This is a genomic window from Apibacter raozihei (genome assembly GCF_004014855.1).
GTDB lineage: Bacteria > Bacteroidota > Bacteroidia > Flavobacteriales > Weeksellaceae > Apibacter > Apibacter raozihei.
On the sequence record NZ_CP034930.1, the window covers coordinates 350,063 to 375,321 of the forward strand.

At 35.2% G+C, this 25,259-nt stretch carries 16 protein-coding genes; 9 read left to right on the top strand and 7 right to left on the bottom strand.

Going from position 1 to position 25,259, the window contains the following annotated elements; genetic code table 11:
• Window positions 1-88 precede the first annotated feature (88 nt).
• The gene (locus tag EOV51_RS01610) at window positions 89-448 is read left to right on the top strand and encodes an acyl-CoA thioesterase (protein ID WP_128149182.1); all 360 of its coding nucleotides are present in this window, start codon (window positions 89-91) and stop codon (window positions 446-448) included.
• 123 nt (window positions 449-571) lie between these two features.
• On the opposite strand, the gene EOV51_RS01615 is transcribed toward EOV51_RS01610, so the two are convergent.
• The 5 genes from EOV51_RS01615 to EOV51_RS01635 form a co-directional block, all read right to left on the bottom strand.
• The gene (locus EOV51_RS01615) at window positions 572-1,477 is read right to left on the bottom strand and encodes an alpha/beta hydrolase (RefSeq protein WP_128149185.1); all 906 of its coding nucleotides are present in this window, start codon (window positions 1,475-1,477) and stop codon (window positions 572-574) included.
• A 118-nt stretch (window positions 1,478-1,595) separates the two neighbouring features.
• Window positions 1,596-2,426 (bottom strand): helix-turn-helix domain-containing protein, encoded by an 831-nt coding sequence (locus EOV51_RS01620; RefSeq protein WP_128149187.1) that lies wholly within the window; start codon window positions 2,424-2,426, stop codon window positions 1,596-1,598.
• Between the two features lie 370 nt (window positions 2,427-2,796).
• On the bottom strand, window positions 2,797-4,776 hold the full coding sequence (locus EOV51_RS01625) for a PKD domain-containing protein (RefSeq protein WP_128149189.1): 1,980 nt from the start codon (window positions 4,774-4,776) through the stop codon (window positions 2,797-2,799).
• A gap of 10 nt (window positions 4,777-4,786) precedes the next feature.
• Window positions 4,787-5,206, bottom strand: coding sequence for a hypothetical protein (locus tag EOV51_RS01630; RefSeq protein ID WP_128149191.1), 420 nt, complete (start codon window positions 5,204-5,206; stop codon window positions 4,787-4,789).
• Between the two features lie 94 nt (window positions 5,207-5,300).
• Complete coding sequence (locus EOV51_RS01635; protein WP_128149193.1) at window positions 5,301-5,708, bottom strand: hypothetical protein; 408 nt, start codon at window positions 5,706-5,708, stop codon at window positions 5,301-5,303.
• A 260-nt stretch (window positions 5,709-5,968) separates the two neighbouring features.
• Here EOV51_RS01635 and dusB point away from each other — a divergent pair, with 260 nt between their 5' ends.
• The 8 genes from dusB (at window position 5,969) to EOV51_RS01675 (ending at window position 22,502) form a co-directional block, all read left to right on the top strand.
• On the top strand, window positions 5,969-6,949 hold the full coding sequence (gene dusB / locus EOV51_RS01640; protein ID WP_128149195.1) for a tRNA dihydrouridine synthase DusB: 981 nt from the start codon (window positions 5,969-5,971) through the stop codon (window positions 6,947-6,949).
• Between the two features lie 149 nt (window positions 6,950-7,098).
• Window positions 7,099-7,839 (top strand): alpha/beta hydrolase, encoded by a 741-nt coding sequence (locus tag EOV51_RS01645; protein WP_128149197.1) that lies wholly within the window; start codon window positions 7,099-7,101, stop codon window positions 7,837-7,839.
• Between the two features lie 11 nt (window positions 7,840-7,850).
• Window positions 7,851-8,669, top strand: coding sequence for an alpha/beta hydrolase (locus tag EOV51_RS01650; protein WP_128149199.1), 819 nt, complete (start codon window positions 7,851-7,853; stop codon window positions 8,667-8,669).
• Window positions 8,670-8,792: 123 nt separating this feature from the next.
• Entirely contained in the window at window positions 8,793-14,654 is a 5,862-nt protein-coding gene (locus EOV51_RS01655) for an Ig-like domain-containing protein (RefSeq protein ID WP_128149202.1), read from the top strand.
• Between the two features lie 221 nt (window positions 14,655-14,875).
• Window positions 14,876-15,961 carry a DNA-processing protein DprA gene (gene dprA, locus EOV51_RS01660; protein ID WP_128149204.1) on the top strand — a complete coding sequence of 362 codons (1,086 nt, stop codon included), beginning with the start codon at window positions 14,876-14,878 and terminating at the stop codon, window positions 15,959-15,961.
• A gap of 254 nt (window positions 15,962-16,215) precedes the next feature.
• Window positions 16,216-18,348, top strand: a complete 2,133-nt coding sequence (locus EOV51_RS01665) for a TonB-dependent receptor (RefSeq protein WP_128149206.1) — start codon at window positions 16,216-16,218, stop codon at window positions 18,346-18,348.
• A gap of 20 nt (window positions 18,349-18,368) precedes the next feature.
• Entirely contained in the window at window positions 18,369-19,247 is an 879-nt protein-coding gene (locus EOV51_RS01670) for an ABC transporter ATP-binding protein (RefSeq protein ID WP_128149208.1), read from the top strand.
• 3 nt (window positions 19,248-19,250) lie between these two features.
• On the top strand, window positions 19,251-22,502 hold the full coding sequence (locus EOV51_RS01675) for an ABC transporter permease (protein ID WP_128149210.1): 3,252 nt from the start codon (window positions 19,251-19,253) through the stop codon (window positions 22,500-22,502).
• A gap of 85 nt (window positions 22,503-22,587) precedes the next feature.
• Here the strand turns inward: EOV51_RS01675 and EOV51_RS01680 are convergent, their stop codons facing one another.
• Together EOV51_RS01680 and EOV51_RS01685 are read right to left on the bottom strand one after the other, a co-directional pair.
• Window positions 22,588-23,571 carry a helix-turn-helix domain-containing protein gene (locus EOV51_RS01680; protein ID WP_128149212.1) on the bottom strand — a complete coding sequence of 328 codons (984 nt, stop codon included), beginning with the start codon at window positions 23,569-23,571 and terminating at the stop codon, window positions 22,588-22,590.
• On the bottom strand, window positions 23,529-25,250 hold the full coding sequence (locus tag EOV51_RS01685) for an ABC transporter ATP-binding protein (protein ID WP_128149214.1): 1,722 nt from the start codon (window positions 25,248-25,250) through the stop codon (window positions 23,529-23,531). Before EOV51_RS01685 ends, EOV51_RS01680 begins: the two co-directional genes overlap by 43 nt.
• Window positions 25,251-25,259: the final 9 nt, after the last annotated feature.

Here is a 25,259-nt window from a genome sequence, read left to right on the forward strand (position 1 = left end):
TCCGGTTTTCTTATTTCTTTATCTTAAAAAAATTATCAAAAATTTTTAGATATATTTTACTAAATTACTAATCTTAAAAGTTATAATTATGTTATACCAGGCTAAACGATGGGTAAGACCGGAAGATTTAAATCCACACAACACTTTATTTGCCGGAAGATTATTGGATTGGGTTAATGAACAAATTGGAATAGCAACTGTTGTGCATCTAAAAAATAATAAGTTTGCAGCAAGAAACATCTCTAATATTAATTTCCTTAGTCCTGCACGCTCTGGTGAGGTAATTGAAATTGGTGTTGAAATGATTAATATGGGAAAATCTTCAATTACATTTAAAGCTGAAGTATTTAATTATTCCACTCAGAAAAAAATGCTCACAATTGACAAAATTATCATGGTTTGTTTAGATGATGGAGGAAATCCAATTCCTCATGGACTGATATTTTAATTATAATATTACTTCATTTTAGTTAATGAAAATACGAAGGAATAATTTTCTTTGAGAAAATATTTATTATCCAAATATAAGTAAATCCGGATAATTTAATTTATCCGGATTTTACTGATTTAATTATACTAAGAATTTTTGGTAAAAATCAGTAAATTTATCTACAGCTTTATCTACATATTCACATTTATCATACAAATCAATATGGGAGGCTTCTTCCATGACAATTAACTCTTTTTCTGCGGATGCGGCTTTTTGATAAAGTTTGTGTCCATCTTTATTGGCCCCAAAAGCTCCTTTTGTACTACAAGTAATAATTAGTAGTGGTTGAGTTAAAAGTATATCGGCAAGATGAAAAGCATCAAATGCTATAACTGAGCTTAAGCTTGTAAAATATAGTTTATTTGGAGAATTTGAATGCTGCCCTCTTGATGTACGATAGTAATCATAACCTTCTCTCAAATCTATATTCTGAGAATCTTTATAGTTTTCGGGTAACCACGAAACTATCATGGGTTCTTCCCCTCTGGCTTCTGCGGTGCGCTGCTTGCTAACTGTTTCCAACGTAGAAAGTATCGACTGTTGACCTTCGTCCCTCTGCAATCTACCAATATTGACAGCAACTACTGTTCCTACCGCTTTAATACGTCGCTCGGTCATTGCCGCATTTGCAGCATAGCCTCCTCCGGCACAAAACCCTAATACACCAATTCTATTTTCATCAACATAAGGTAATGTTACCAGATAATCTACAGCACAACGAATATCTTCAACTCGTATTGAAGGCTCTTCTATAAAACGAGGCTCTCCCCCACTAGCCCCTTGGTAACTTGCATCTATAGCTAAAGTCACAAACCCTTTTTTCGATAACTTTTCCGCATAAACACCTGCTGTTTGCTCTTTGCAACCACTAGCAGGATGACAGGTTATAATAACTGCGTATTTTCTGTTCTCATTAAAATTTTCGGGAAGATAAAGATCAGCAGCAATTGGGATGTTACGATTAAAAAAATTAACACTTTTTTTCATTTTTATTAAATTTAGATTCTATGTATATATATTTTTATATCAACAAATATATATGCTTAAAGCCTGAATGTATTTTTCTTATTAGTCCAAAAAAGCTTTTCTTAAAAGTTTATTTAGATTATTCAGACATTTTACTGATAGAATCTGGTGTACATCCGAATTGTTTTTTGAATGCTGTGGTAAAATGAGATCTATTTTTAAACCCTACCCTGAAGCAGACATCTCCAATTTTTTCTCCATTTAATTTTATTTTTTCATAGGCTAAATCCAATCTTTTTTTAATGATCCATTTTTGAGGAGATAGATTACTAATTTTTGCAAAATCTCTTTTAAACGAGGAAAGACTTCTTCCTGTATACAATGCTATTTCCTCCACTGTTAAATCATACATAAAATTCTCAGAAAGAAAATCCAAAATATCAATTTTCCATGGTTCAGTAAAATCAAATACTGTTGAGTAGAATCTTTTATCAATATGTAAAAGAGAAATTAATCCCTGATACAATTTAAGCTCCATTAAATCTTCTCTTGGTTTCTTTTTAGTATTGAAATAGGGAATTATGGAATAAAAAATGCTGTCTATATCTTCACATGCACATATTTTAACAATAGAATCTGTAAACGGAACTGAGATTTCTGTACTGCAATTTAATTTTTTAAAACATTCTCGTAATAAATTTCGTGAAAATTTCATTGTTATACCCTGATAATTTTCACCATTATCCGACCCCTTAGTTATTACCACCCGATGATCTCGTTTTATAAATATACATTCGCCCGAAGTAATCTTAGTACTATCTCCGTTATCATTGATTACCATTTTTCCTGAATAAACATACACTAACATATGTGAATCAGCTCGATGAGTACAAACTGATTCATTATCAATGATAAAACTAAAAATAATATCATTATAGTTAAATATGGTTGTTGCTTGTGATATATCCATTCTATACCTGATTTATAAAACAAAAATAAATAATAAAAAAACTATTCCTTTTCCTCTGTAGTTCAGATATTATTTTCCAAAAAGCTCATTTATAAAGCAATTAAATATAAATATAAAATTATAAAAAACTTTATATCCTAACTTTGCGACTAACTTATGCTAGTTTTTAAAGAAAAATTAATGATTTAAATAAATATCGTTGAAAATTTTTGAATTGAAAAATTTATTAACTCAGTAATATTAATTCTCTTTGTTTTCCACACATAATAATATCAGATTAAAATAATACTTATCAATTTAATATATTAAATAAAAAAATCTCCCGATCTTTGATCAGAAGATTTTATTAAATTTATATATTATTATTTTCTTAGTACGGGCATTTATAGGTTGAAGGAACTATACTTGGATTGGTACAATCACCGTATCCACCGGTTCCTTCAGAAGCAAAGAATAAAGATTGGCTTGATGGACATGTATAAGTATAATTTGAAAATAAAGTTCCATCATCTTTATATACACACTTAATATATTTTCTACAACCGGTTCCAGGGACTAAAAAGTTACCTGCGTATTTACATGCAAAAGAAGATGTATTAACATAAGCTGTAGCTGTTTGTGTGTTACCACAATCATCTTTAGCTGTTACTGTAATAGTATTCACAGCCTGACTCGTATTTATTATTGCTATCATAGTTGCAGTAGTACTGCTCTGAGGTTCACCATTTACAACCCACTTATATGAAATAACATTATCTACACCACTTGCGGTAAATTCTATTTTTGTTCCTGGATTGACTGTTGAATTAGCAGGCCTTAAATTTAACGTACCGGACATAGCCGTACAGGCAGGCTTAGGAGTACCTGTATAAGTTTCTGTTCTTAAAGAATCTCCACATCCCTGAGCTATCACTTTTATGGTTACAGGATCGGTATTTAAAGGCGTATACTTAAATTGATTAGTTTTTTCATTTTGTAAATCATCATTTAAATACCATTTATAACTAGTTGCATTAACAACGTTACTAGCTGTAAAAGTACTTTCAGTATTTACCCTTAATTCCGGAGAAACTGTTATTACCAATTTGCCCGATACTGGTTGACACATATTAAATATCTGCTCGCCACTCTTAATTTCGGAACCATTACATCCACTTGCTTTTACCTCTACTTTTAACGATGTTGTACCTATAGGTATAGTGTAAACAATTGAAGAACCACTTCTGGTTGTTGTGACTCCACTATTTGTTGTTATAGTCCACTGATATTCGCCGATTTTGTTTTGAACATTACTTTCGAGTACAGTAAATGTTACTCCCTTCCCAGCTACTAGTGAGTCAGAACTAGGATCAGAAGAGATAGAGATATTACCTGAAATGAGTTTACAAACATTAAATATTCCAGTAATTTTTATAGGGGTAGCTGCATCACATTGTCCCAAGGCTTCAACTGTAACAGTTAAAGTTCCTACTGAATCTTCAATCGGATATGTATTACATGTTATTCCACTTGTCTCAATCACCGTTTCCTTATTGGTTTGACTTACAAATGTCCACTTATATCGGGAAACATTAGACACATTACCTATAACTGTAAATGTATAATATCCGGTAGCACTGCCTGCTACTAAAGACTCAGTATTAGGATCTACAGTTATGGAATTTAGTTTACCTGATGGAGGAGTACAATCAGGCACAACCGTATAATTGGCCTTTAATGTATCAGTACCACATCCTTTAGCTACAACTTTTACAGCTAAAGAAGTAATATTAGCCGGGATAGTATATGTAGTAGTTGTATCGGGTGGAAATGTTATCACTGTAGGAATAGTAGTTGGATTATTAAAATACCAATCGTAACTAGTTGCACCGGTTACTCCGCTAACAGTAAACTGTTGATTTGCCCCTGCTTTTAATTCTGTTCCGTCTGCCGGAGAAATTGATAATTTCCCGATCATTGGAGTGCAACAAATCTGCAACCATTTCGTTGGCTGACTTATATTTACACAATCTGTATCTAAGTTATATAGCATCAAACCTACAGGAAAAGGAGACGTAAATAAACTATCTCTTTCAGCAGTTTTTAGTTGAGGCAAACGTAATCCTCTACTATCAGAAAAAATTTCTAATGCAGAAAAATCAGAAGGAGTTATTGTACCTATACCAACACTTCCATTTTTTGTGACAATAAAGTCATTCTTGATTTCGTCATCTGTAGGAGTAGTATTATCTCCTCCTCCATCTACATGAAATGATTGACGAGGGGTAGGTGTATTCATTCCTACCTGTGAAAAAAAAGATGCAGGAAATATAAGTATCAAAATAAAAAACAGTATATTTTTTCTTTTCATAATTTTAAATTTATAGTGAAAGCGCAATCCATTCTTGACCATTGAAAAATTCAACAGAATTATTTTCAGTATTGAATATTAGTAATCCTTTTGCTTTTTCAATATTTGCAGCCGTACTGTTTATAAGAGTCGTTAGTGTTGACTTAGCCGCGCTATTCAACTGAGGTATCCTTAAACCTTTTGAAATTGCAATATCCATTGAGGTTGATGTAGTAGGTTTGATAATGCCTATACCTACCTGTCCTTGAGCATTAACTATAAAATCATTTAATTCCTCACTCGATCCAACACTAGTAGCAGGACTGTCCTTTGGATTATCAGAGGCTCCGTCTACATGAAATACCGCTTTGGGAAAAGGCGTTAAAACACCAACCTGAGCCCAATTGATTTTGGCTGTTATAATTAAAATAAATAAAATTAGCTTTTTCATAATTGATTATTTTAGTTTATACTTTTTAGACACAATAGACATAAGAACCAATTTTTCATACCTATTGATTCAAAATATTTTATGTATTAAAAATTTAGTTTTTGACCAGATCGTTACAGATTTCTGTCCATTTGGATTTGATCCAATAACTGAAACAATTAGTGGTCGAATTATATATAAGTAACCCATTTTTCATAGGAGCAGATCCCGACAAACTATCACGTTGAATTGTCGTCAATCTTGGTAAACGAAGTGGTTTTTTAGCAGCTATTTCTAATGAAGATAAAGCAGAAGGACTTATAGTACCAATACCCACCTGTCCTTCATTATTTATTATAAAATCATCTAACTGCTCATTTGAAGAAGGATTTGAACCATCATCCGGGTTATTACCAAGACCATCAATATGAAATGCAGACTTAGGAAATTTTGTATTTATTCCTATTTGAGCATTAACACTGTTTAAAGTAATTAATAAAGAACACAAAAATATTTTTTTCATATTTTATATATCATTTTTATCTTCAAAATTAATATTTTTTTTCACGAATTGAGGTTTTTTTTAAATTAAGTTTTTCAATTTTTTTTTTAAAAGACAATTAATATAACAAATTAACATATAAAAATGATTATATATCATAAATGATTATACACAACATCTCCTTCAATCTATTAAATAAAGCAAGATTAACTGCCCTATTATTAAAAAACATATAAGTATTTTAAATTTTAGAATATATATTTGTAGAAAATTTAGGATTTTTGATTAAAATAGGAAATATAGAATTGTCGGAGTTCCCCTTTTTATTAGCTCCTATGGAAGACGTAAGCGACCCACCTTTCCGGCGGTTATGTAAAATGCACGGGGCTGATCTTATGTATTCTGAATTTATATCTTCAGAAGGCCTCATAAGAGACGCCATGAAAAGCAAAAAAAAATTGGATATTTTTGACTACGAACGCCCGATAGGTATACAAATTTTCGGTGGTGATGAGGAAGCTATGTCTCTTTCAGCTAAAATAGTGGAAACCGTTCAACCTGATTTGGTCGATATAAATTTTGGATGTCCTGTAAAAAAAGTTGCATGTAAAGGAGCGGGTGCAGGTGTTCTAAAAGATGTCGATTTAATGGTTAGGTTAACGCAGGCAGTGGTAAAAAGCACTCATCTTCCGGTTACCGTTAAAACTCGTTTAGGGTGGGACGATTCCTCGATCAATATAGACGAAGTAGCAGAAAGACTACAAGATGTGGGAATACAAGCTTTAACTATTCATGCGCGAACTCGTTCCCAAATGTATAAAGGACATTCTGATTGGTCTCATATTGCTCGAATAAAAAACAATCCTCGAATTAAAATACCTGTTTTCGGCAACGGTGATATTAACTCACCGGAAAAAGCCAAAGAATATAAAGAAACTTATGGAGTAGATGGCATTATGATCGGAAGAGCTGCTATAGGAAATCCTTGGATATTTAACCAAATCAAACATTATTTAAATACAGGAGAATTACTTCCCCACCCTACACTCAATCAACGCATAGAAGCTGTAAAAAATCACGTAACCTGGTCTATAGACTGGAAAGGAGAACGTACCGGATTATTAGAAATGAGACAACACTATTCTAATTATTTTCGCGGAATTGATAATTTTAAATCATATAAAACGCAAATTTTATCTGCTTTAACATGGAATGAATTAGAAAGAATTTTCACCAGTATACTTGACAAAAATCCTATTTAATAAATTCTTACACAATTTAATTATTTATTGTTTTATCATAAAAAAACACAGATATTAGTTCATTAATTTCAGCATTATATTCATTTTACTTTAAAAATATTTTTAATCCTATAAAGAAAGTACTAACTTTATAGAATTAAATGAAAAAAATGAAAAATGAAATTTCACTAGAAACAAAATCTGAATTTTTAAAAGGAAATGATATTGGTATTCTCATTATACATGGCTTTACAGGCTCAACACAAAGTATGAGAGAAGTAGCTTATCAATTGAACAGGTTAGGATATACTATACAAATGCCCAGGCTAAAAGGCCACGGAACTACACCAGAAGATATGGAAACTACCGGTTATAAAGACTGGATTGAATCTGTTGAAAACGCTTACAATGAGCTAAAAACTAAAGTTAAAAACTTATTTGTTTTAGGCCTTTCTATGGGAGGTACTTTAACTTTATATTGTTCTATACATCATAAAATTGATGGAGCCATTACTATTAATGCTGCTATTAATTTACCGGAATTCAAGGTATTGTATGACGATCCTCAATCACCCAGATTTATTCCGGGAATAGGTTCTGATATAAAAAAAGAAAGCATTAAAGAATGGGCGTATGATAGAACTCCTAAAAAATGTATTCAGGACATATTAACATTAAGTAATCAGGTAAGAGAAAAATTATCTTATATTAAATGTCCTTTATTAATTTTCAAGTCTAAAGAAGACCATATTGTTCCTCCTGATAATCAAGATTATATATTTTCTCACACGGGAAGTGAAAATAAAGAACTCATCGAGCTGGAAAACAGTTATCATGTAGCTACTTTAGATAACGATCAGGAATTAATTATTCAAAAAACACATCATTTTATCCAATCTATATTAAAGTAAATACTTCTACTATGAAAAATTATATTTTACACGTTCTTTGCATATTTTTCATCTCTTTTTTTATATCATCATGTAATGAAGATGACTACCAACCTCAATATGCCTATGAAGCCAGGCCAGAATTTCTTGCAGGAAACAAGATAGGAATCATTGTAGTCCACGGTTTTACCGGAAGTCCACAAAGTATGAGACCAGTAGCTCATAAATTAAATGACTTAGGTTATACAATAGTGTTACCTTTACTTGAAGGGCACGGCAGTACTCCTGAAATAATGGAAAAAACTACTTATAAAGACTGGGCAAATACAGTACATCAAGCATATACTTTGCTAAAACCAAAAGTCGATAAAATATTTGTTTTGGGATTATCTATGGGGGGAACACAAAGTCTGCATCTAGCTGCGAATTATCCTGTTGATGGAGCCATTGTTATTAATGCATCTGTATCCACCTCTCCCTACGAACCTCTTCCCGAATATGATGGGTACCCAAGATTTTTAGATGGAATCGGATCTGATATAAAAAAACCGGGAGTAACTGAATGGGCTTATAAAAAAGTACCTTTACTTTGCAGAGAATCAATGGATGAGTTTAAAGAAATTACCAGCAAAGAATTAAATAAAATAGCCTGCCCTGTTCTAATTTTCAGATCCATTGATGATCATGTGGTTGATCCTGAAACATCCATCTATATTTATAATAATCTATTTAATATTGAAAGAGCTCTGATAAATCTTGAAAATAGTTATCATGTCGCTACACTAGATTACGACCAAGATTTAATTGTTGAAAAATCTCATGAATTTATTCAGTCAGTATTAGATAAATAATTTTTTACAATAAAAAATCCGTTTAAATAAATCTCACATATTAATTATAAATATAAAAATTTATACTATAATTAGAGACATTCATTAATAAATTCAAATATCTTTGAATAAATAATTCCTACTATGCCTTTGTTCATTAAATTCTCTACCTCCTATAAAACAATAATTTTAACAATTATTTTTTCTATCGCATCTTTTACTTGTTACTCTCAAAAGAATAATCATCCATGTTTAGCTGAAAGATTATGCGAAACTAAAAGTTTAAATAATTCTTACCCTGGTCTTAGCAATAGTTTTTATATAAAAACCATTTGTAGTTATACTTACTTTTCGAGAACTATTTTCTATAAACTGATTATTAAAAGTGGTAATAAATTTACATTTAAAATTAAACCTGAAAAAGCCGCAGATTATGATTGGGCAGTTTGGAAAAATATTGATGATTGTGAAAATATTTCTAAAAATTCACCTGATCGTTTTTCAGCTAATGACGGAATAAAGTCTTATCCCACATATACATCAAACTGGGATACCGGATTAGATATTTCAAAACCAGAATCATTAAAATGTCAATCAAATGGCTCATTAAATGACGGTTTGGTAGCAGCCTTAGATGTTAATATAGGAGATGAAATACTCTTAGCTATAAATTTAGCACAAAGTCAAAATGGTATTTCTGATTATTTACTTTCTTTTGGAGGAGATTCTGGAGGAGGTGGAAACGCTGATTTCTTATGTATTGAAGAATTTACACCATTTTATATTTGTGATATAAATAACGATAATATTGAGAAAAATTTCGACCTTAATCAAATAAAAGAGTCTATAATAAATGATTACTTGAATGGAAATAATAATTATACTATAAAATTTTATTTAAATGAAAAAGATTTGGTTAAAAACACTAATTCTATAAATTTTATTGATGTTACTAATAAGGGAACACAAATTTTCTGTAATATTATTAAGCCCAATAATGACGTATACTCAAGTCTATCTATTGATGTAAATCTAGTCAAATTTCCTGTAGGAAAAGATATTGAAGACACAGTTTGTTTAAATCAAGTTGATTTGCATTATTATGATGATTTATTAAGTATCACACCAGATAAAACCGTTGTGTATTATGATGATTTATCTAAAGCTGAAAATGAGGCAGCTTCATTAGTTATGCCGATTAATATAAATAAGAAAACTACCTTTTACGCTTTAATAAAAAGCAACAAAGGTAAATGCTCTATTATTCAAAAATTAACTTTACAACCTCAAGCCAGTCCCCAATCAGATCCTATTGTTATTTGTAGTGGGAAAAATGCAGTGCTATCAGTAAAAAATTCAATACTAACTACTCATTGGTATAATGTTCCTACTGGAGGAAACCCTATATTTACTGGATCTGTTTTCTCATTAGGAATTCAAATAAATAACGGAAAGATCCCTGTAATTAAGACTTATTATGTGGAACAAGAAGATAGCGGTTGTATAAGTGAAAGAATCCCTGTAACTGTTACCGTAAACCCACAACTCAGCGTAGACTTAGGAGCCGACCGAAGCATTTGCCAGGGAAGCTCTACCACTTTAGATGCCGGAAATGCAGGCAGCACCTACCTTTGGAGTACCGGAGCCACTACCCGGAGCATAGAAGTTACCCAGGCAGGAACCTACAGTGTGGTGGTAACCGATGCCAACGGCTGTCAGGGAAGCGGTTCAGTAAAAGTAACAGTTAATGCGTTACCGGTAGTCAACTTAGGAGCCGACCGAAGCATTTGCCAGGGAAGCTCTACCACTTTAGATGCCGGCAATGCAGGCAGCACCTACCTTTGGAGTACCGGTGCCACTACCCGGAGCATAGAAGTCACCCAGGCAGGAACCTACAGTGTGGTGGTAACCGATGCCAACGGCTGTCAGGGAAGCGGTTCAGTAAAAGTAACAGTTAATGCGTTACCGGTAGTCAACTTAGGAGCTGACCGAAGCATTTGCCAAGGAAGTACAACGGTATTAGATGCCGGCAATACAGGCAGCACCTACCTTTGGAGTACCGGAGCCACTACCCAGAGCATAGAAGTTACCCAGGCAGGAACCTACAGTGTGGTGGTAACCGATACCAACGGCTGTCAGGGAAGCGGTTCAGTAAAAGTAACAGTTAATGCGTTACCGGTAGTGAACTTAGGAGCCGACCGAAGTATTTGCCAAGGAAGTACAACGGTATTAGATGCCGGCAATGCAGGCAGCACCTACCTTTGGAGTACCGGAGCCACTACCCAAAGCATAGAAGTTACCCAGGCAGGAACCTACAGTGTGGTGGTTACCGATGCCAACGGCTGTCAGGGAAAAGGTTCAATAAAAATAACAGTTAATGCGTTACCGGTAGTGAACTTAGGAGCTGACCGAAGCATTTGCCAAGGAAGTACAACGGTATTAGATGCCGGCAATACAGGCAGCACCTACCTTTGGAGTACCGGAGCCACTACCCGGAGCATAGAAGTTACCCAGGCAGGAACCTACAGTGTGGTGGTAACCGATACCAACGGCTGTCAGGGAAGCGGTTCAGTAAAAGTAACAGTTAATGCGTTACCGGTAGTGAACTTAGGAGCCGACCGAAGCATTTGCCAGGGAAATACAACGGTATTAGATGCCGGCAATCCAGGCAGCACCTACCTTTGGAGTACCGGAGCCACTACCCAAAGCATAGAAGTTACCCAGGCAGGAACCTACAGTGTGGTGGTTACCGATGCCAACGGCTGTCAGGGAAAAGGTTCAATAAAAATAACAGTTAATGCGTTACCGGTAGTGAACTTAGGAGCTGACCGAAGCATTTGCCAGGGAAGCTCTACCACTTTAGATGCCGGCAATACAGGCAGCAGCTACCTTTGGAGTACCGGAGCCACTACCCGGAGCATAGAAGTTACCCAGGCAGGAACCTACAGTGTGGTGGTAACCGATACCAACGGCTGTCAGGGAAGCGGTTCAGTAAAAGTAACAGTTAATGCGTTACCTTTAGTGAACTTAGGAGCCGACCGAAGTATCTGCCAGGGAAGCTCTACCACTTTAGATGCCGGAAATGCAGGCAGCACCTACCTTTGGAGTACCGGAGCCACTACCCGGAGCATAGAAGTTACCCAGGCAGGAACCTACAGTGTGGTGGTTACCGATGCCAACGGCTGTCAGGGAAGCGGTTCAGTAAAAGTAACAGTTAATGCGTTACCGGTAGTCAACTTAGGAGCCGACCGAAGCATTTGCCAGGGAAGCTCTACCACTTTAGATGCCGGCAATGCAGGCAGCACCTACCTTTGGATTACCGGAGCCACTACCCGGAGCATAGAAGTCACCCAGGCAGGAACCTACAGTGTGGTGGTAACCGATGCCAACGGCTGTCAGGGAAGCGATGAAATTAAAATAAGTATAAATCCACTTCCGGTAGTCAACTTAGGAGCCGACCGAAGCATTTGTCAGGGAAGCTCAACCACTTTAGATGCCGGCAATACAGGCAGCAGCTACCTTTGGAGTACCGGAGCCACTACCCAAAGCATAGAAGTAAACCAGGCAGAAACCTACAGTGTGGTGGTAACCGATGCCAACGGCTGTCAGGGAAGCGATGAAATTAAAATAAGTATAAATCCACTTCCGGTAGTCAACTTAGGAGCCGACCGAAGCATTTGTCAGGGAAGCTCAACTACTCTGGATGCCGGCAATACAGGCAGCAGCTACCTTTGGAGTACCGGAGCCACTACCCAAAGCATAGAAGTTACCCAGGCAGGAACCTACAGTGTGGTAGTTACCGATGCCAACGGCTGTCAGGGAAGCGATGAAATTAAAATAAGTATAAATCCACTTCCGGTAGTCAACTTAGGAGCCGACCGAAGCATTTGTCAGGGAAGCTCAACCACTTTAGATGCCGGCAATACAGGCAGCAGCTACCTTTGGAGTACCGGAGCCACTACCCAAAGCATAGAAGTTACCCAGGCAGGAACCTACAGTGTGGTAGTTACCGATGTCAACGGCTGTCAGGGAAGCGATGAAATTAAAATAAGTATAAATCCACTTCCGGTAGTCAACTTAGGAGCCGACCGAAGCATTTGTCAGGGAAGCTCAACTACTCTGGATGCCGGCAATACAGGCAGCAGCTACCTTTGGAGTACCGGAGCCACTACCCAAAGCATAGAAGTTACCCAGGCAGCAACCTACAGTGTGGTGGTAACCGATGCCAACGGCTGTCAGGGAAGCGATGAAATTAAAATTACAGTAAATCCACTTCCGGTCGTCAACTTAGGAGCCGACCGAAGCATCTGCCAGGGAAGCTCAACTACTCTGGATGCCGGAAATGCAGGCAGCACCTACCTTTGGAGTACCGGCGCCACTACCCAAAGCATAGAAGTAAACCAGGCAGGAACTTACAGTGTGGTGGTTACCGATGCCAACGGCTGTCAGGGAAAAGGTTCAATAAAAATAACAGTTAATGCGTTACCGGTAGTGAACTTAGGAGCCGACCGAAGCATTTGCCAAGGAAGTACAACGGTATTAGATGCCGGCAATACAGGCAGCACCTACCTTTGGAGTACCGGAGCCACTACCCGGAGCATAGAAGTTACCCAGGCAGGAACCTACAGTGTGGTGGTTACCGATGTCAACGGCTGTCAGGGACGCGATGAAATTAAAATTACAGTAAATCCACTTCCGGTAGTCAACTTAGGAGCTGACCGAAGCATTTGTCAGGGAAGCTCAACTACTCTGGATGCAGGCAATACAGGCAGCACCTACCTTTGGAGTACCGGAGCCACCACCCAGAGCATAGAAGTAAACCAGGCAGAAACCTACAGTGTGGTGGTAACCGATGCCAACGGCTGTCAGGGAAGCGGTTCAGTAAAAGTAACAGTTAATGCGTTACCGGTAGTCAACTTAGGAGCCGACCGAAGCATTTGTCAGGGAAGCTCAACTACTCTGGATGCCGGCAATACAGGCAGCAGCTACCTTTGGAGTACCGGAGCCACTACCCAAAGCATAGAAGTTACCCAGGCAGGAACCTACAGTGTGGTAGTTACCGATGCCAACGGCTGTCAGGGAAGCGATGAAATTAAAATAAGTATAAATCCACTTCCGGTAGTCAACTTAGGAGCCGACCGAAGCATTTGTCAGGGAAGCTCAACCACTTTAGATGCCGGCAATACAGGCAGCAGCTACCTTTGGAGTACCGGAGCCACTACCCAAAGCATAGAAGTTACCCAGGCAGGAACCTACAGTGTGGTAGTTACCGATGTCAACGGCTGTCAGGGAAGCGATGAAATTAAAATAAGTATAAATCCACTTCCGGTAGTCAACTTAGGAGCCGACCGAAGCATTTGTCAGGGAAGCTCAACTACTCTGGATGCCGGCAATACAGGCAGCAGCTACCTTTGGAGTACCGGAGCCACTACCCAAAGCATAGAAGTTACCCAGGCAGGAATTTATAAGGTTACCGTTACTAATAAAAACGGTTGCTCTTCCTCTTCTTCAATTCAGATCAACTACTATGAAACTCCACAAATCAAAGAAATTAAGATTAACGGAAATGATGTAGAAGTATATGCCATAGGAAAAGCCCCATTGGAATATAGTCTGGATTTAATTAATTGGCAAAGTTCTCCGTTTTTTACAGGATTAAAGCCTAAAATATACCATGCATACGTAAGAAATGCTTTAGGTTGTATAAATGGCCCATTAGTTTTCAGTATACTGGATATCCCCAATATCATTACACCGAATGGAGATGGAATCAATGATGTCTGGCACATTAAAGGACTAGAAATATATTCAGGTAGCAGTATCACTATTTTTGACAGATACGGAAAACTTCTTTTAAAACAGAAAATTGATAAAGAATTCATCTGGGATGGCAAATATTTAGGCAGGAACCTTCCGAGTTCCAGTTACTGGTATATTTTAGATCTTACTGATGGAAGAAGACTGACCGGGTGGATTGCTATTAGAAACCATGATTCAATTAGATAATTATAGTGTGCTTTAAAAACAATAAGCAATATTTACACCCTGATATGTTATATCAGGGTATTTTTATATAATTAGGTATATATATAAAGAGTATTTAAAAAATGCGATGAGAATACTAGAGTAAGATTTGGCAGTACATATAATGTATATAATAATAAAAAAGTTTTTAAAATGCCATATAATAGTTATCTTTATCCTGACTATTAAAAAAATTACGGCCTATGGATCAAGATATTCTTTACCTTAGCGCACTAAAACATTGTCCTCATATAGGAGAATCAATTATAAAAAAAATTATTTCAAAATTTGGTTCTGCAAAAAAAGCGTGGTTTGCTTCTTCTGAAGAATTACTTACCATATACCAGATAGGAAAAAAAACAATTCAATATATAGGTGATAAATCCACATTAAATCAAGCCTATTCAGACATTGAGTATTGTATAAAAAATAATATACAAATAGTACATTTATGGGAAGCCAAATACCCTAAAATGCTCAAAGAATGTACAGATGCCCCTGTCCTTTTGTACCACAAAGGAAATATAAACTGGGACTTACCCGCTCTAAGCATTGTTGGAACCAGAAAGATGACTTCTTATGGAAAAGATTTTACGGAAAAACTAGTAGAATGTTTTCAGAATAAAAAAATTAACATTATAAGTGGTTTAGCCTTAGGTATTGATGGATGTGCTCATAAAAAAGCTTATGAGCTTAAAATCCCTACTTTAGGAGTATTGGCTCACGGACTAAAAAACCTCTATCCTACACAACATAAACTATTAGCTGAAAAAATAGCTGAAAATGGAGGTATAATTACTGAATTCCCTCCCAATATTAATCCGGAAAGAGCAAATTTTATTCAAAGAAATCGTATAATTGCTGGTCTATCATTAGCAACTATAATTGTAGAATCTGCTTATGGAGGAGGAGCTATTTCAACAGTAAAATTTGCGAATTCCTATAACCGGGAAGTATTTGCTTTACCCGGAAAAATAACGGATCATAGCAGCCAGGGATGTAATCAGTTAATCCGGAATCTGGAAGCTCAAATTATAACTCGTCCTGAAGATATTATTTCGCTTTACCATGAAAATACGCAAAAACATTTTCAAACCCGGCTATTTACAGATTTGTCCGCTACCGAATCTATCATAATTGATTATCTCAGAGAAAAAGGAAAAACCCAGATTGACATTTTATCGGATGAGCTTAAAATTCCCACACACCAGCTTATGCATGAACTACTGAATCTGGAACTCAAAAATTTAATTGATACGTTCCCTGGAAAATATTACAATCTAACATAAATTATACTATAAATTCTTTAACTTCTTAACAAACATGTATAACCACGCAATGTTATAAATCCATATTTTATCTATGCTGGAATACACTTGAAAACGCTTGATTTTTCTGTATTGCGTCATTATTTTTCCTTATTACGTCATAACATTGATCGTATCACTATATAACTTTGAATAAGTTGAAAATTTTGTTAAAAACCAGAACATATATTTTCTATAGTATCCGATAAATTTTATAACACCGATAAAAGAGAAATATGAAAATTCGATTTATTACTGCATTAATAGTCAGCCTCATCTTCCCCCATACCATAGCTACTTCTCAGGAGATAACAGATGAGTCCGAACAACGAAAACCAATAAGTTTAGAAGAAGTCATTATTACCGCAGAAAAAAAGGAAACAAAACTTCAAAAAACACCTATAGCCGTTTCAGCCATATCGTCTAAAGAAATTGAACAACGCAAAATAACGGAAATGACCGATATGGTTATGACAGTTCCAAATCTGGTATCAATGACCGGAGGTTCTCCTACTTTAAACTTTATGTCTATCAGGGGTATTTTAACCTTTTCTACAGATCCTGCCATTGGTATATATATAGACGGAGTCCCAATGTTTGACGGTTATGCTTCTTCCATTCAATTACAAGATATTCAACGGGTAGAAATTTTAAGAGGTCCACAAAGTACTTTATACGGAAGAAATGCTTTAGGAGGAGTTATTAATATACTTACTAAACAACCAGGTAATATTTTTAAGAGTTTTATTGAAATGGGTGTGAGCAATTACAATACTCATGAGATTAGAGGAGGGATTTCAGGGCCTATCATAAAAAACAAATTATTTACCTCATTGAATGCATTTTATACTGACAGAAAAGGTTTATTTACTAATGAATACGATAACCGTCATTTTGATAATTATAAAAATTTTGGTGGCAATTTTTTTCTAAAATATCTTGTTAATGATCAGCTAACCGTTATTTTGAATTCAAAACTGGAAAATAATGATCTTACCGGAACCTTCCCTTATGCGCCAAACGTAGGAGTTGCTTTATCTAAACCTTTTAAAATCAATCAAAACGGAAAAAATATAGAGAATCGTATACTGTCCACTACTTCATTGCAACTAAAATACCAAATTCGTCAATGGGATATCAGTTCATTGACCGGATATACCTATTTAAGTGATACATACAAAGATTATGACCAGGATTATTCCCCCTATGATATTATGAGCTGGTATGCTCCTAAACGTCCTCAGAATACATGGACACAGGAAATCAGAGCCGTATCTAAAAATTTAGGAAAATGGGAAGTAATAGGAGGTATTTTCGGCTTTATGGATAATCATCAATCCAATACTGAAACGGTCTATGGTAAAGATGCAATTTCTATGGATCCAAACGCTCCCTATATTTATTATTCATTTTCCAAACAAAAGGGAAAAGGATTTGCTACTTATGCAAACGTAAGTTATTCATTGACTCCTAAATTAAAAATTACAGCCGGATTACGATATGACTACGATGAAAAAGAATTAACGGCTCATAATGAATATAAAAAAGAACCATTCCCTGTATTAACCTACCCTACTAAGTCGGTCAATACGTCAGACAATGCGTGGTCTCCTAAAGTTAACCTTTCTTATCTTTTAAAAGAGGATATTACCCTTTATGCTAACTATGCCAGAGGCTTTCGTCCGGGAGGAGTTAACCAGTATACTAATGAAGGAAGTCCTAATTTAACGTATGAGCCGGAATACACAGATAATTATGAAGCAGGAGTAAAAACGGAATGGTTTGAACGAAGGCTAAGAGCTAATCTGGTTTTATTTTACACTTATTGGAAAGACCAGCAGCAAACACTTATGACGCCGGAAAACAGAATTGCCAATATCGGTAAAATGTATAGCCGCGGTGTAGAGTTGGAACTGGCTGCATTACCAGTAAAAAATCTGGAAATAAATTACAATTTCGGAATTATAAACACAAAATATGATCAGCTTATACTCCTTGACGAGGCAGGAACTGCCAATAAAGATTACAAAGGAAATAAACAGATATTTACTCCCGATGTATCCTTTGGTTTATCGGTGACGTATTCAGGTAAATTGTCAGAAAATATCGGATTTTTCATAGTTCCGGAATGGAAGTATCTGGGAAAACAATATATGACTTATTATAATGATCTTACACAAAAACCCTTTTATTTACTCAACCTGAATGCCGGTATAAAGTATAAAAAATATGAATTGAAATTATGGGCAAAAAATATAACAGACAGTCGTTATATTTCTTTTGTTTATGCTAATTACAGAGGCCATAACTCTCCTGTATCCTTAGGACTTCCGGCAACTTACGGAACCAGCATAAAAGTAAATTTTTAACTATTAAACCTTGTTATAGCATGACTCTTGAAATTACAAACCTATCCAAAACTTACAATAAAGAAAAAAAGGCATTATCCGACATTACTTTAACTATTCGTCAGGGAATGTTTGGACTGTTGGGACAAAACGGTGCCGGTAAATCTTCATTAATGCGTACCATAGCTACTTTACAGAATCCTGATTCCGGAACTATTACACTCGGTGCTATTGATGTTTTAAAACAACCTGAAGAAATGAGAAAAATTCTCGGATATCTTCCTCAGGACTTTGGAGTATATTCAAACGTTTCTTCTTGCGAGATGTTACATCATATTGCAAAAATGAAAGGAATTTCCAATTCAGCAGAACGAAAAGAAACGGTTAATGAATTATTGGTTAGAGTTAATTTATTTGACGTTAAAGACCGTAAATTATCACAATATTCCGGAGGAATGCGTCAAAGATTCGGTATTGCTCAGGCATTACTGGGAAACCCTAAGATTATCATTGTTGATGAACCTACAGCTGGTTTAGATCCTATGGAGAGAAACCGCTTTTATAATCTTCTGAGTGACATAGGTGAAAATACTATTGTTATTCTTTCCACTCATATTGTGGAAGATGTTTCTACCTTATGTAATGATATGGCAATAATTGGTGACGGAAAAGTAATCAAAACCGGAAAACCTAATGAAATAGAAAATGAACTGGCTGGTAAATTATGGATTAAAACACTGGAGAAGGATGCTCTGAAGCAAGCATACGAAGAATATCCTGTAATATCAACTTATTATGAAGCAGGAAAACCTGTAATAACTATTTTATCGGACTTGCAACCCAATGATTCTTTTACTCTTAAAAAGCCTACGCTGGAAGATGTCTATTTTAACCTTATGTTTCAACAAAATATCAAATAAGATATGTTTACATACATATACCTTTTTGAAATCAGACAACAGCTCAAACGACCTTTTATCTGGATTGTATGTTTATTAATGTACCTTCAGGGGATCTATTATATGCGTCACAGCGGAGAATTTTATGCTAATGATGAAACCTATGCCAATGCGCCGGCCATTTTTTTCACTGTCTTTGCAGGTATTGGGTATGTTGGCTTTATAGTTACGGCTATTATTGCCGGTACAGTTATTACTAAAGATTTACAATCTCGTTTTTCATCCATACTTTTTACCACATCCGTTTCCGAAAGCGGTTATTTCTGGGGTAGATACTGGGCAGGTTTTACCTTATTACTTATTTTGAATTTCTTTTATCTTCTCGGTGCATTTTCTTATTCTTTCTTACCCGTCAAAAACATAGGCCCGGTTGATTATTATTCTTTATTAATGGCTGTAGTATATATTTTACTTCCTAATACCTTTATACTTTTCACCTCTTGTTTTTGTGCTGCTTCTCTAAGCAGAGATGTGAAAAGTTCGTATTTGATGAGCACGTTCATAATGCTCATTATGATTTTCTCCGTTTCCATGCATGAGTTTGACCGCTCGGTGGCCTTTTACGATCCTACTTCTTTCGGAGTTTTACTAGATGATTTAGAACATATGTCTCCGGCAGAAAAAAACGCTTACCTTCCTTCTGCTACCGGAAATTTATTATGGAATAGATTAGGATGGATTCTACTTTGTCTCGTTCTTCTTATTTACAGCAAAATACGGTTTAGTTTTAAAAATTTCAGCAAAGGAACTTCCGCTAAAAAAGAGAAAAAGAAAGATGCTACTATTGCTAACCTGTCATTAAAAATTTCAAACAAAAATCAACTTGAACCGGTAAACAAAAAATTTTCACTTTCCAGTTATTGGAAAAATGTTTTTTCTTTATCATTAACCGAATGTAAAAGTGTAATTGCCCCTACAGGTTTTAAAATTTTTCTGGGGATATTATTAGTTATGTATGTTTGCTATATAGCCGTCTGGCAACAGCAGTATTATTCGGAAGCACCTACCTTACCTGTAACTGTTGAAGTGACTAATATAACCATTGCCTTATCCTTTTACTTTCAGTTATTTATTATAATAAATACCGTAGAATTGCTATTTAGAAATCAAACCAGTGGTTTTTGGAAGATCGCAGATGCCTTACCGATTCCTTCCTGGGTTACTACGGTTTCTAAAATTAATGCTATGATTATGGTTAGCTTGCTGCTTTCCATCTGTCTTATCGTTTTTGGTATAGGAGTACAAATATTTAAAGGATATTATCATTTTGAGCTGGATGTATATTTTAAAGAAATTATTTTACGGTGGCTTCCTAAATACATAGAATATATTTTATTATGCGTAGCTGTAGCCGGAATTACAGGAAATAAATATGCTACCCACGGCCTGAGTATATTAGTGCTGGTAGTTACTATTATACTTCATGAAATCGGAGTACTGGAACAGCATAGGTTTGCTTTTAGTTTTTCTCCGGGAGCGTTGAAATATACCGATATGAATGGCAGTAGTTTTTACGCCTTTGCCAATCTCATTTACAGTCTTTACTGGATATCTTTTACACTTATACTTACTTTTACAGGTTTATGGGTATGGCCCCGAGGATTGGTATCTCCTTTAGCGAAAAGATTAAATTTCAGGGGAAACCTCTCCAAACTATTTCTTTTCTTACTTGTTATATCCGCCGGAATTTTTATGTATTCCTCTTATTATATTTATGAAACTGTAAATGTCGAAAACAAATTTTCAAGCAGAGAACAGGAAAGAAATGAAGATGCGGAATATGAAAAGAAATACAAAAAATACCAGAAAACACCTCAGCCTCAAATTAAACATATAGATATCAGTCTCAATGTATTTCCTGAAAATAGAAAAATGAATTATCAGGCAACAATTGAACTTCTCAACCCTCATTCTGTTGCTGTTGATACGTTACACCTAGATTGGGACGATTTTCTGGTTATTCGAAAAATTAACTTACCTGATAATGAACTCACTCTCATCTCTCAAGATGAAGAAAACAGACATTCGGTTTATAAAATTAAATATCCGATTCAGCCGCAACGTTTACAAAAGATACAAATTGAGGCTCAAAAGGAATATTCAGGATTTACTAATGATGATCCTCAAAAAGACCTCACATTTAACGGCTCTTTTATCTCTGAAAATATACTCCCGTTTTTTGGGTATGATGACAGACGGGAACTGGCAGAAAATAAATATAGAGAAGACCTAGGGCTAGAAAAGATGAAGTCTTCATTGCCGGAAGTAAATAATTCATACGGTAATTCATTGCTTTTTGCTTCTACACAGGCACAACAGTTCACCTATAATTGCACAATAAGCACATCTGAAAATCAAAATATTGTTATGCCCGGAATTTTATTAAAAAAGTGGTCGAAAAATCAGCGGACTTATTATAATTATACAACAGAAATACCTGTCACCTTACCTCTTAATATTTTATCTGCACGTTATGCTTTCAAAAAGGCTGATGTAAATATTAACGGTAAAACGATTCGTATTGAAGTTGCTTATCACCCCTACCATTCCTATGCTATAGATAGTTGGATACAATCTGCAAAAGAAGCCTTAACTTTTCTCTCCAAAAATCTGGGTGAATATCCTTACAGTAATCTGGTCATTGCTGAAAGACCAAGATATGATGAAGATTTAGCTACCTCTGGAAATCTTATAATTCTTCCGGAAAATCATGGCTGGATTGCTGATATTAAAAGAAATGAAGATCTTGATTATTTACGGTATATAACTACCCGATTAATTGCTGAACAATATTTAAAAAGGGGAAATTTTTCCCGTGTACAAGGATATCCATTTCTTACCCAATCTATACCCGGTTATCTGGCTCTTGTACAGCTTGAATCTTACTACGGTAAAAATTCTACAGAAAAGTTTCTTAAAAAAAATCATGATAAATATTCTCAAGGGAGAGCAGTTGCAGGAATTCCTGAACTTCCTGTTTTATTTTGTGATGAAAATCAAGAGTATTTATCCAACCACAAAGGAATAGAAACTCTCTATTCAACAGAAGCCAAAATTGGTACTCAGAATCTTCTTAATCAAATTCATTCGTTTTATAAACAATCTTTAATATCTAAGAAGAAACTTACTGCTATCGATTGGTATAACGGGTTAGTGTCTCAGGAAAAATCTACTCATAATGATTATTTGAAAAATTTATACTTTTCATTAAATTAAAATACCGGAGTATGAATCTCTGGATTCGTACTACGGTATTTTTTTTAAATATTTTTATTTATGATAAAATTAAAACTAAGCTTACTTAGCTCAACTGTCTTATTCCCTTAGGAGTAATTCCAAAATTCTTTTTAAATGCAGCAGAAAAATGAGTGTGGTTTTTATATCCCAATTTTTCACCAATGGTTGAAATGTTATGTTCCGTGTTTCGCAATAAGCTATAAGCCTTATCCATTTTAGATTTTTTTACAAATTCAAAAACAGGGATACCAAAAACTTCTTTAAAGCCCTTTTTCAGTGAACATTCATTGGTTCCTGTTTTACAAGCTAATTCAGAAATGGTATACCATTGATTGAGATTATCTGTTATTATCTTCCTCACTTCATGCATTCTTTTATATTCAACTTTTTTCAATGAACAAAAAACCTTGCAATCGTGATTTTCAATTTGTTCAAAATGCAGCATTACCAGTTTAAGCATGAGAGATTCCAGATGAAGTTTTAGCAGGAAACCTTCCCTGCCCGAATGAAACATTTCTTCAATACAATTGCGCATAGAGAATGTTATCGGCAATAAATGGGCATGAAAGGGAAGTCTTCCCTCCTTTTCAAAATGAGAAGCCCATGAATTTTCCATATTGGTGAAATAACTCATCGTATTTTCATTCGTAGTTATAAGTAAACAACACTCAGAATCAGCATCCAAAGCAAATGAAATATTTTTATTTTCTGAAAAATAAATGTTTTGTTCGTCAGATTTTAAAAGTAATTTTCCGAAATATCCGCTAACTTCAACTTTGCCAGAAAATTGATAATGGAAAATAATTGTGTCTTTTGTTTGAGGAATAGTAAATTTATAATCTATTGGAGACCGGTTTTGCAAATGCAAAATTTGTAAATCTTCGAATACCCGTTCACTTTTAATTATCTCGTTATTCACTTTTTCTCTGTAAACCTCTGAATACGCTAATGAAAACAGATTATGTACATTTATCCTTTCAATTCCTGAGATCTGATTTTGTATATTTAATGTACCTTCCATCCATGTGATTTTTGTTGAATTTCCCATAACCGTGCATAGGTTCCATTTTGAGTTAACAACTGCTGATGAGTTCCTCTTTCTTCTATCTTTCCTTCTTTTAAAACCAGTATTTGTTGTGCTTTCTGAATGGTAGAAAGCTTATGAGCAATTACAACAACGGTTTTTGATTTTACCAGTTCCTGTATGGCTTGTTGTATATATATTTCATTTTCAGGATCCAGGCTTGCAGTTGCTTCATCCAGCAAAACGATAGGTGCGTTTTTAAGCAAAGCCCTTGCTATACTTATGCGCTGCTTCTGACCTCCGGAAAGTTTTCCACCCCCTTCTCCTACCCGGGTATCCATACCTTCCGGAAACTCCTCTACAAAACTTAATACCTGTGCCTTACGTGCAGCTTCCCATATTTCTTCTTTTGCAGCCTCCGGATTCCCAATTTTTATATTATTGTAAATCGAATCATCAAAAAGGTACACTTCCTGAAATACCTCTGCTATCATTTTATAAAAATCTTCCTGATTTATGGAACGAATATCGATCCCCCCTATTTCAATACTACCCTGAGTAACATCCCAAAAACGAGCTATTAAAGAAGCTATGGTGGTTTTTCCGGATCCGGAATGCCCTACAAGTGCCAGCATTGATTTTTCAGGGATTGAAAAGTTTAAATTATGAACGGTTAATTTTTCCTGATACCCAAAACTTACTCCTTTAAATTTTATATTAAATTTTTCAGGAATTAAATTTTCCTGCGTTTCCATTGTAGGTTCTTTTAAAACGCTTATTACTCTTTTTAGACTTTCGTTCATATAGCGAATTGTCAGATAATCAACCATTAAGACTTTTAAAGGATTATACAGGTTGTAGCCCATTATTAAAAAGGTGATGAGCACAGGAATTGTTATAGAGCCTGCGGAAAGATAATATAATCCTAAAGCAATCATAGAAAGAAAACCGATTTCAAAGACAATACTTGCTGTTACGAGAAAAGGTCCGGGTAAAGCTTCCATACGTATGCTTCTTTTACGCAAATCATCAAAAGCGTTTTCTAATGTTTTATGCCTTTCTCCGGTAAGTCCGTAAGATTTTAAATGACGAATGCCCTGAACATATTCCAGAAATTTAGCTCCCACCTGATTTCTTGCAGCTATCTGTTTTTTTCCCAAGCGACCCAGCAAGTAATTTGCAAATCCTAAGAAAGGAAGAATTAATGGAATAGCAGCCAGCAGACATAATGCCAAACGCCAATCGTAGATGAAAAGAAACAGGGAAAGAACAAAGGTTCCAAATCCGGCTGATGCAATATTACCGATACTATGTCCGAAAATACCTTCAAAATTAGCTACATCCTGTAATATTACGGAAGCTATTTCTCCGGGGTCCCGTTGTTTAAAAAAAACCAGGGAAAATTTCTGAATACGATTCCCCAGATTAATTCGTAAGCGATGAGATAATCCATACACCCAGATATTGGAAGTGACCATTGCTTTAGATGCCACTGCAAACTGTATAAGAAGCATCAGAAACATGATCCCTACCACCGTCCATATTCTTGAAATATTTAGATGACTTGAAAATAACTCCCATACAATCACCAATAAAATTCCGGAAGGAGCAGCTACGAAAATACTATGAATTATTTCCAACAGCATAACTATTCGTGTATCCTTTTTATTATAGGAGGTTACGTACTTTAAATTTTTAATCATACTCATTTT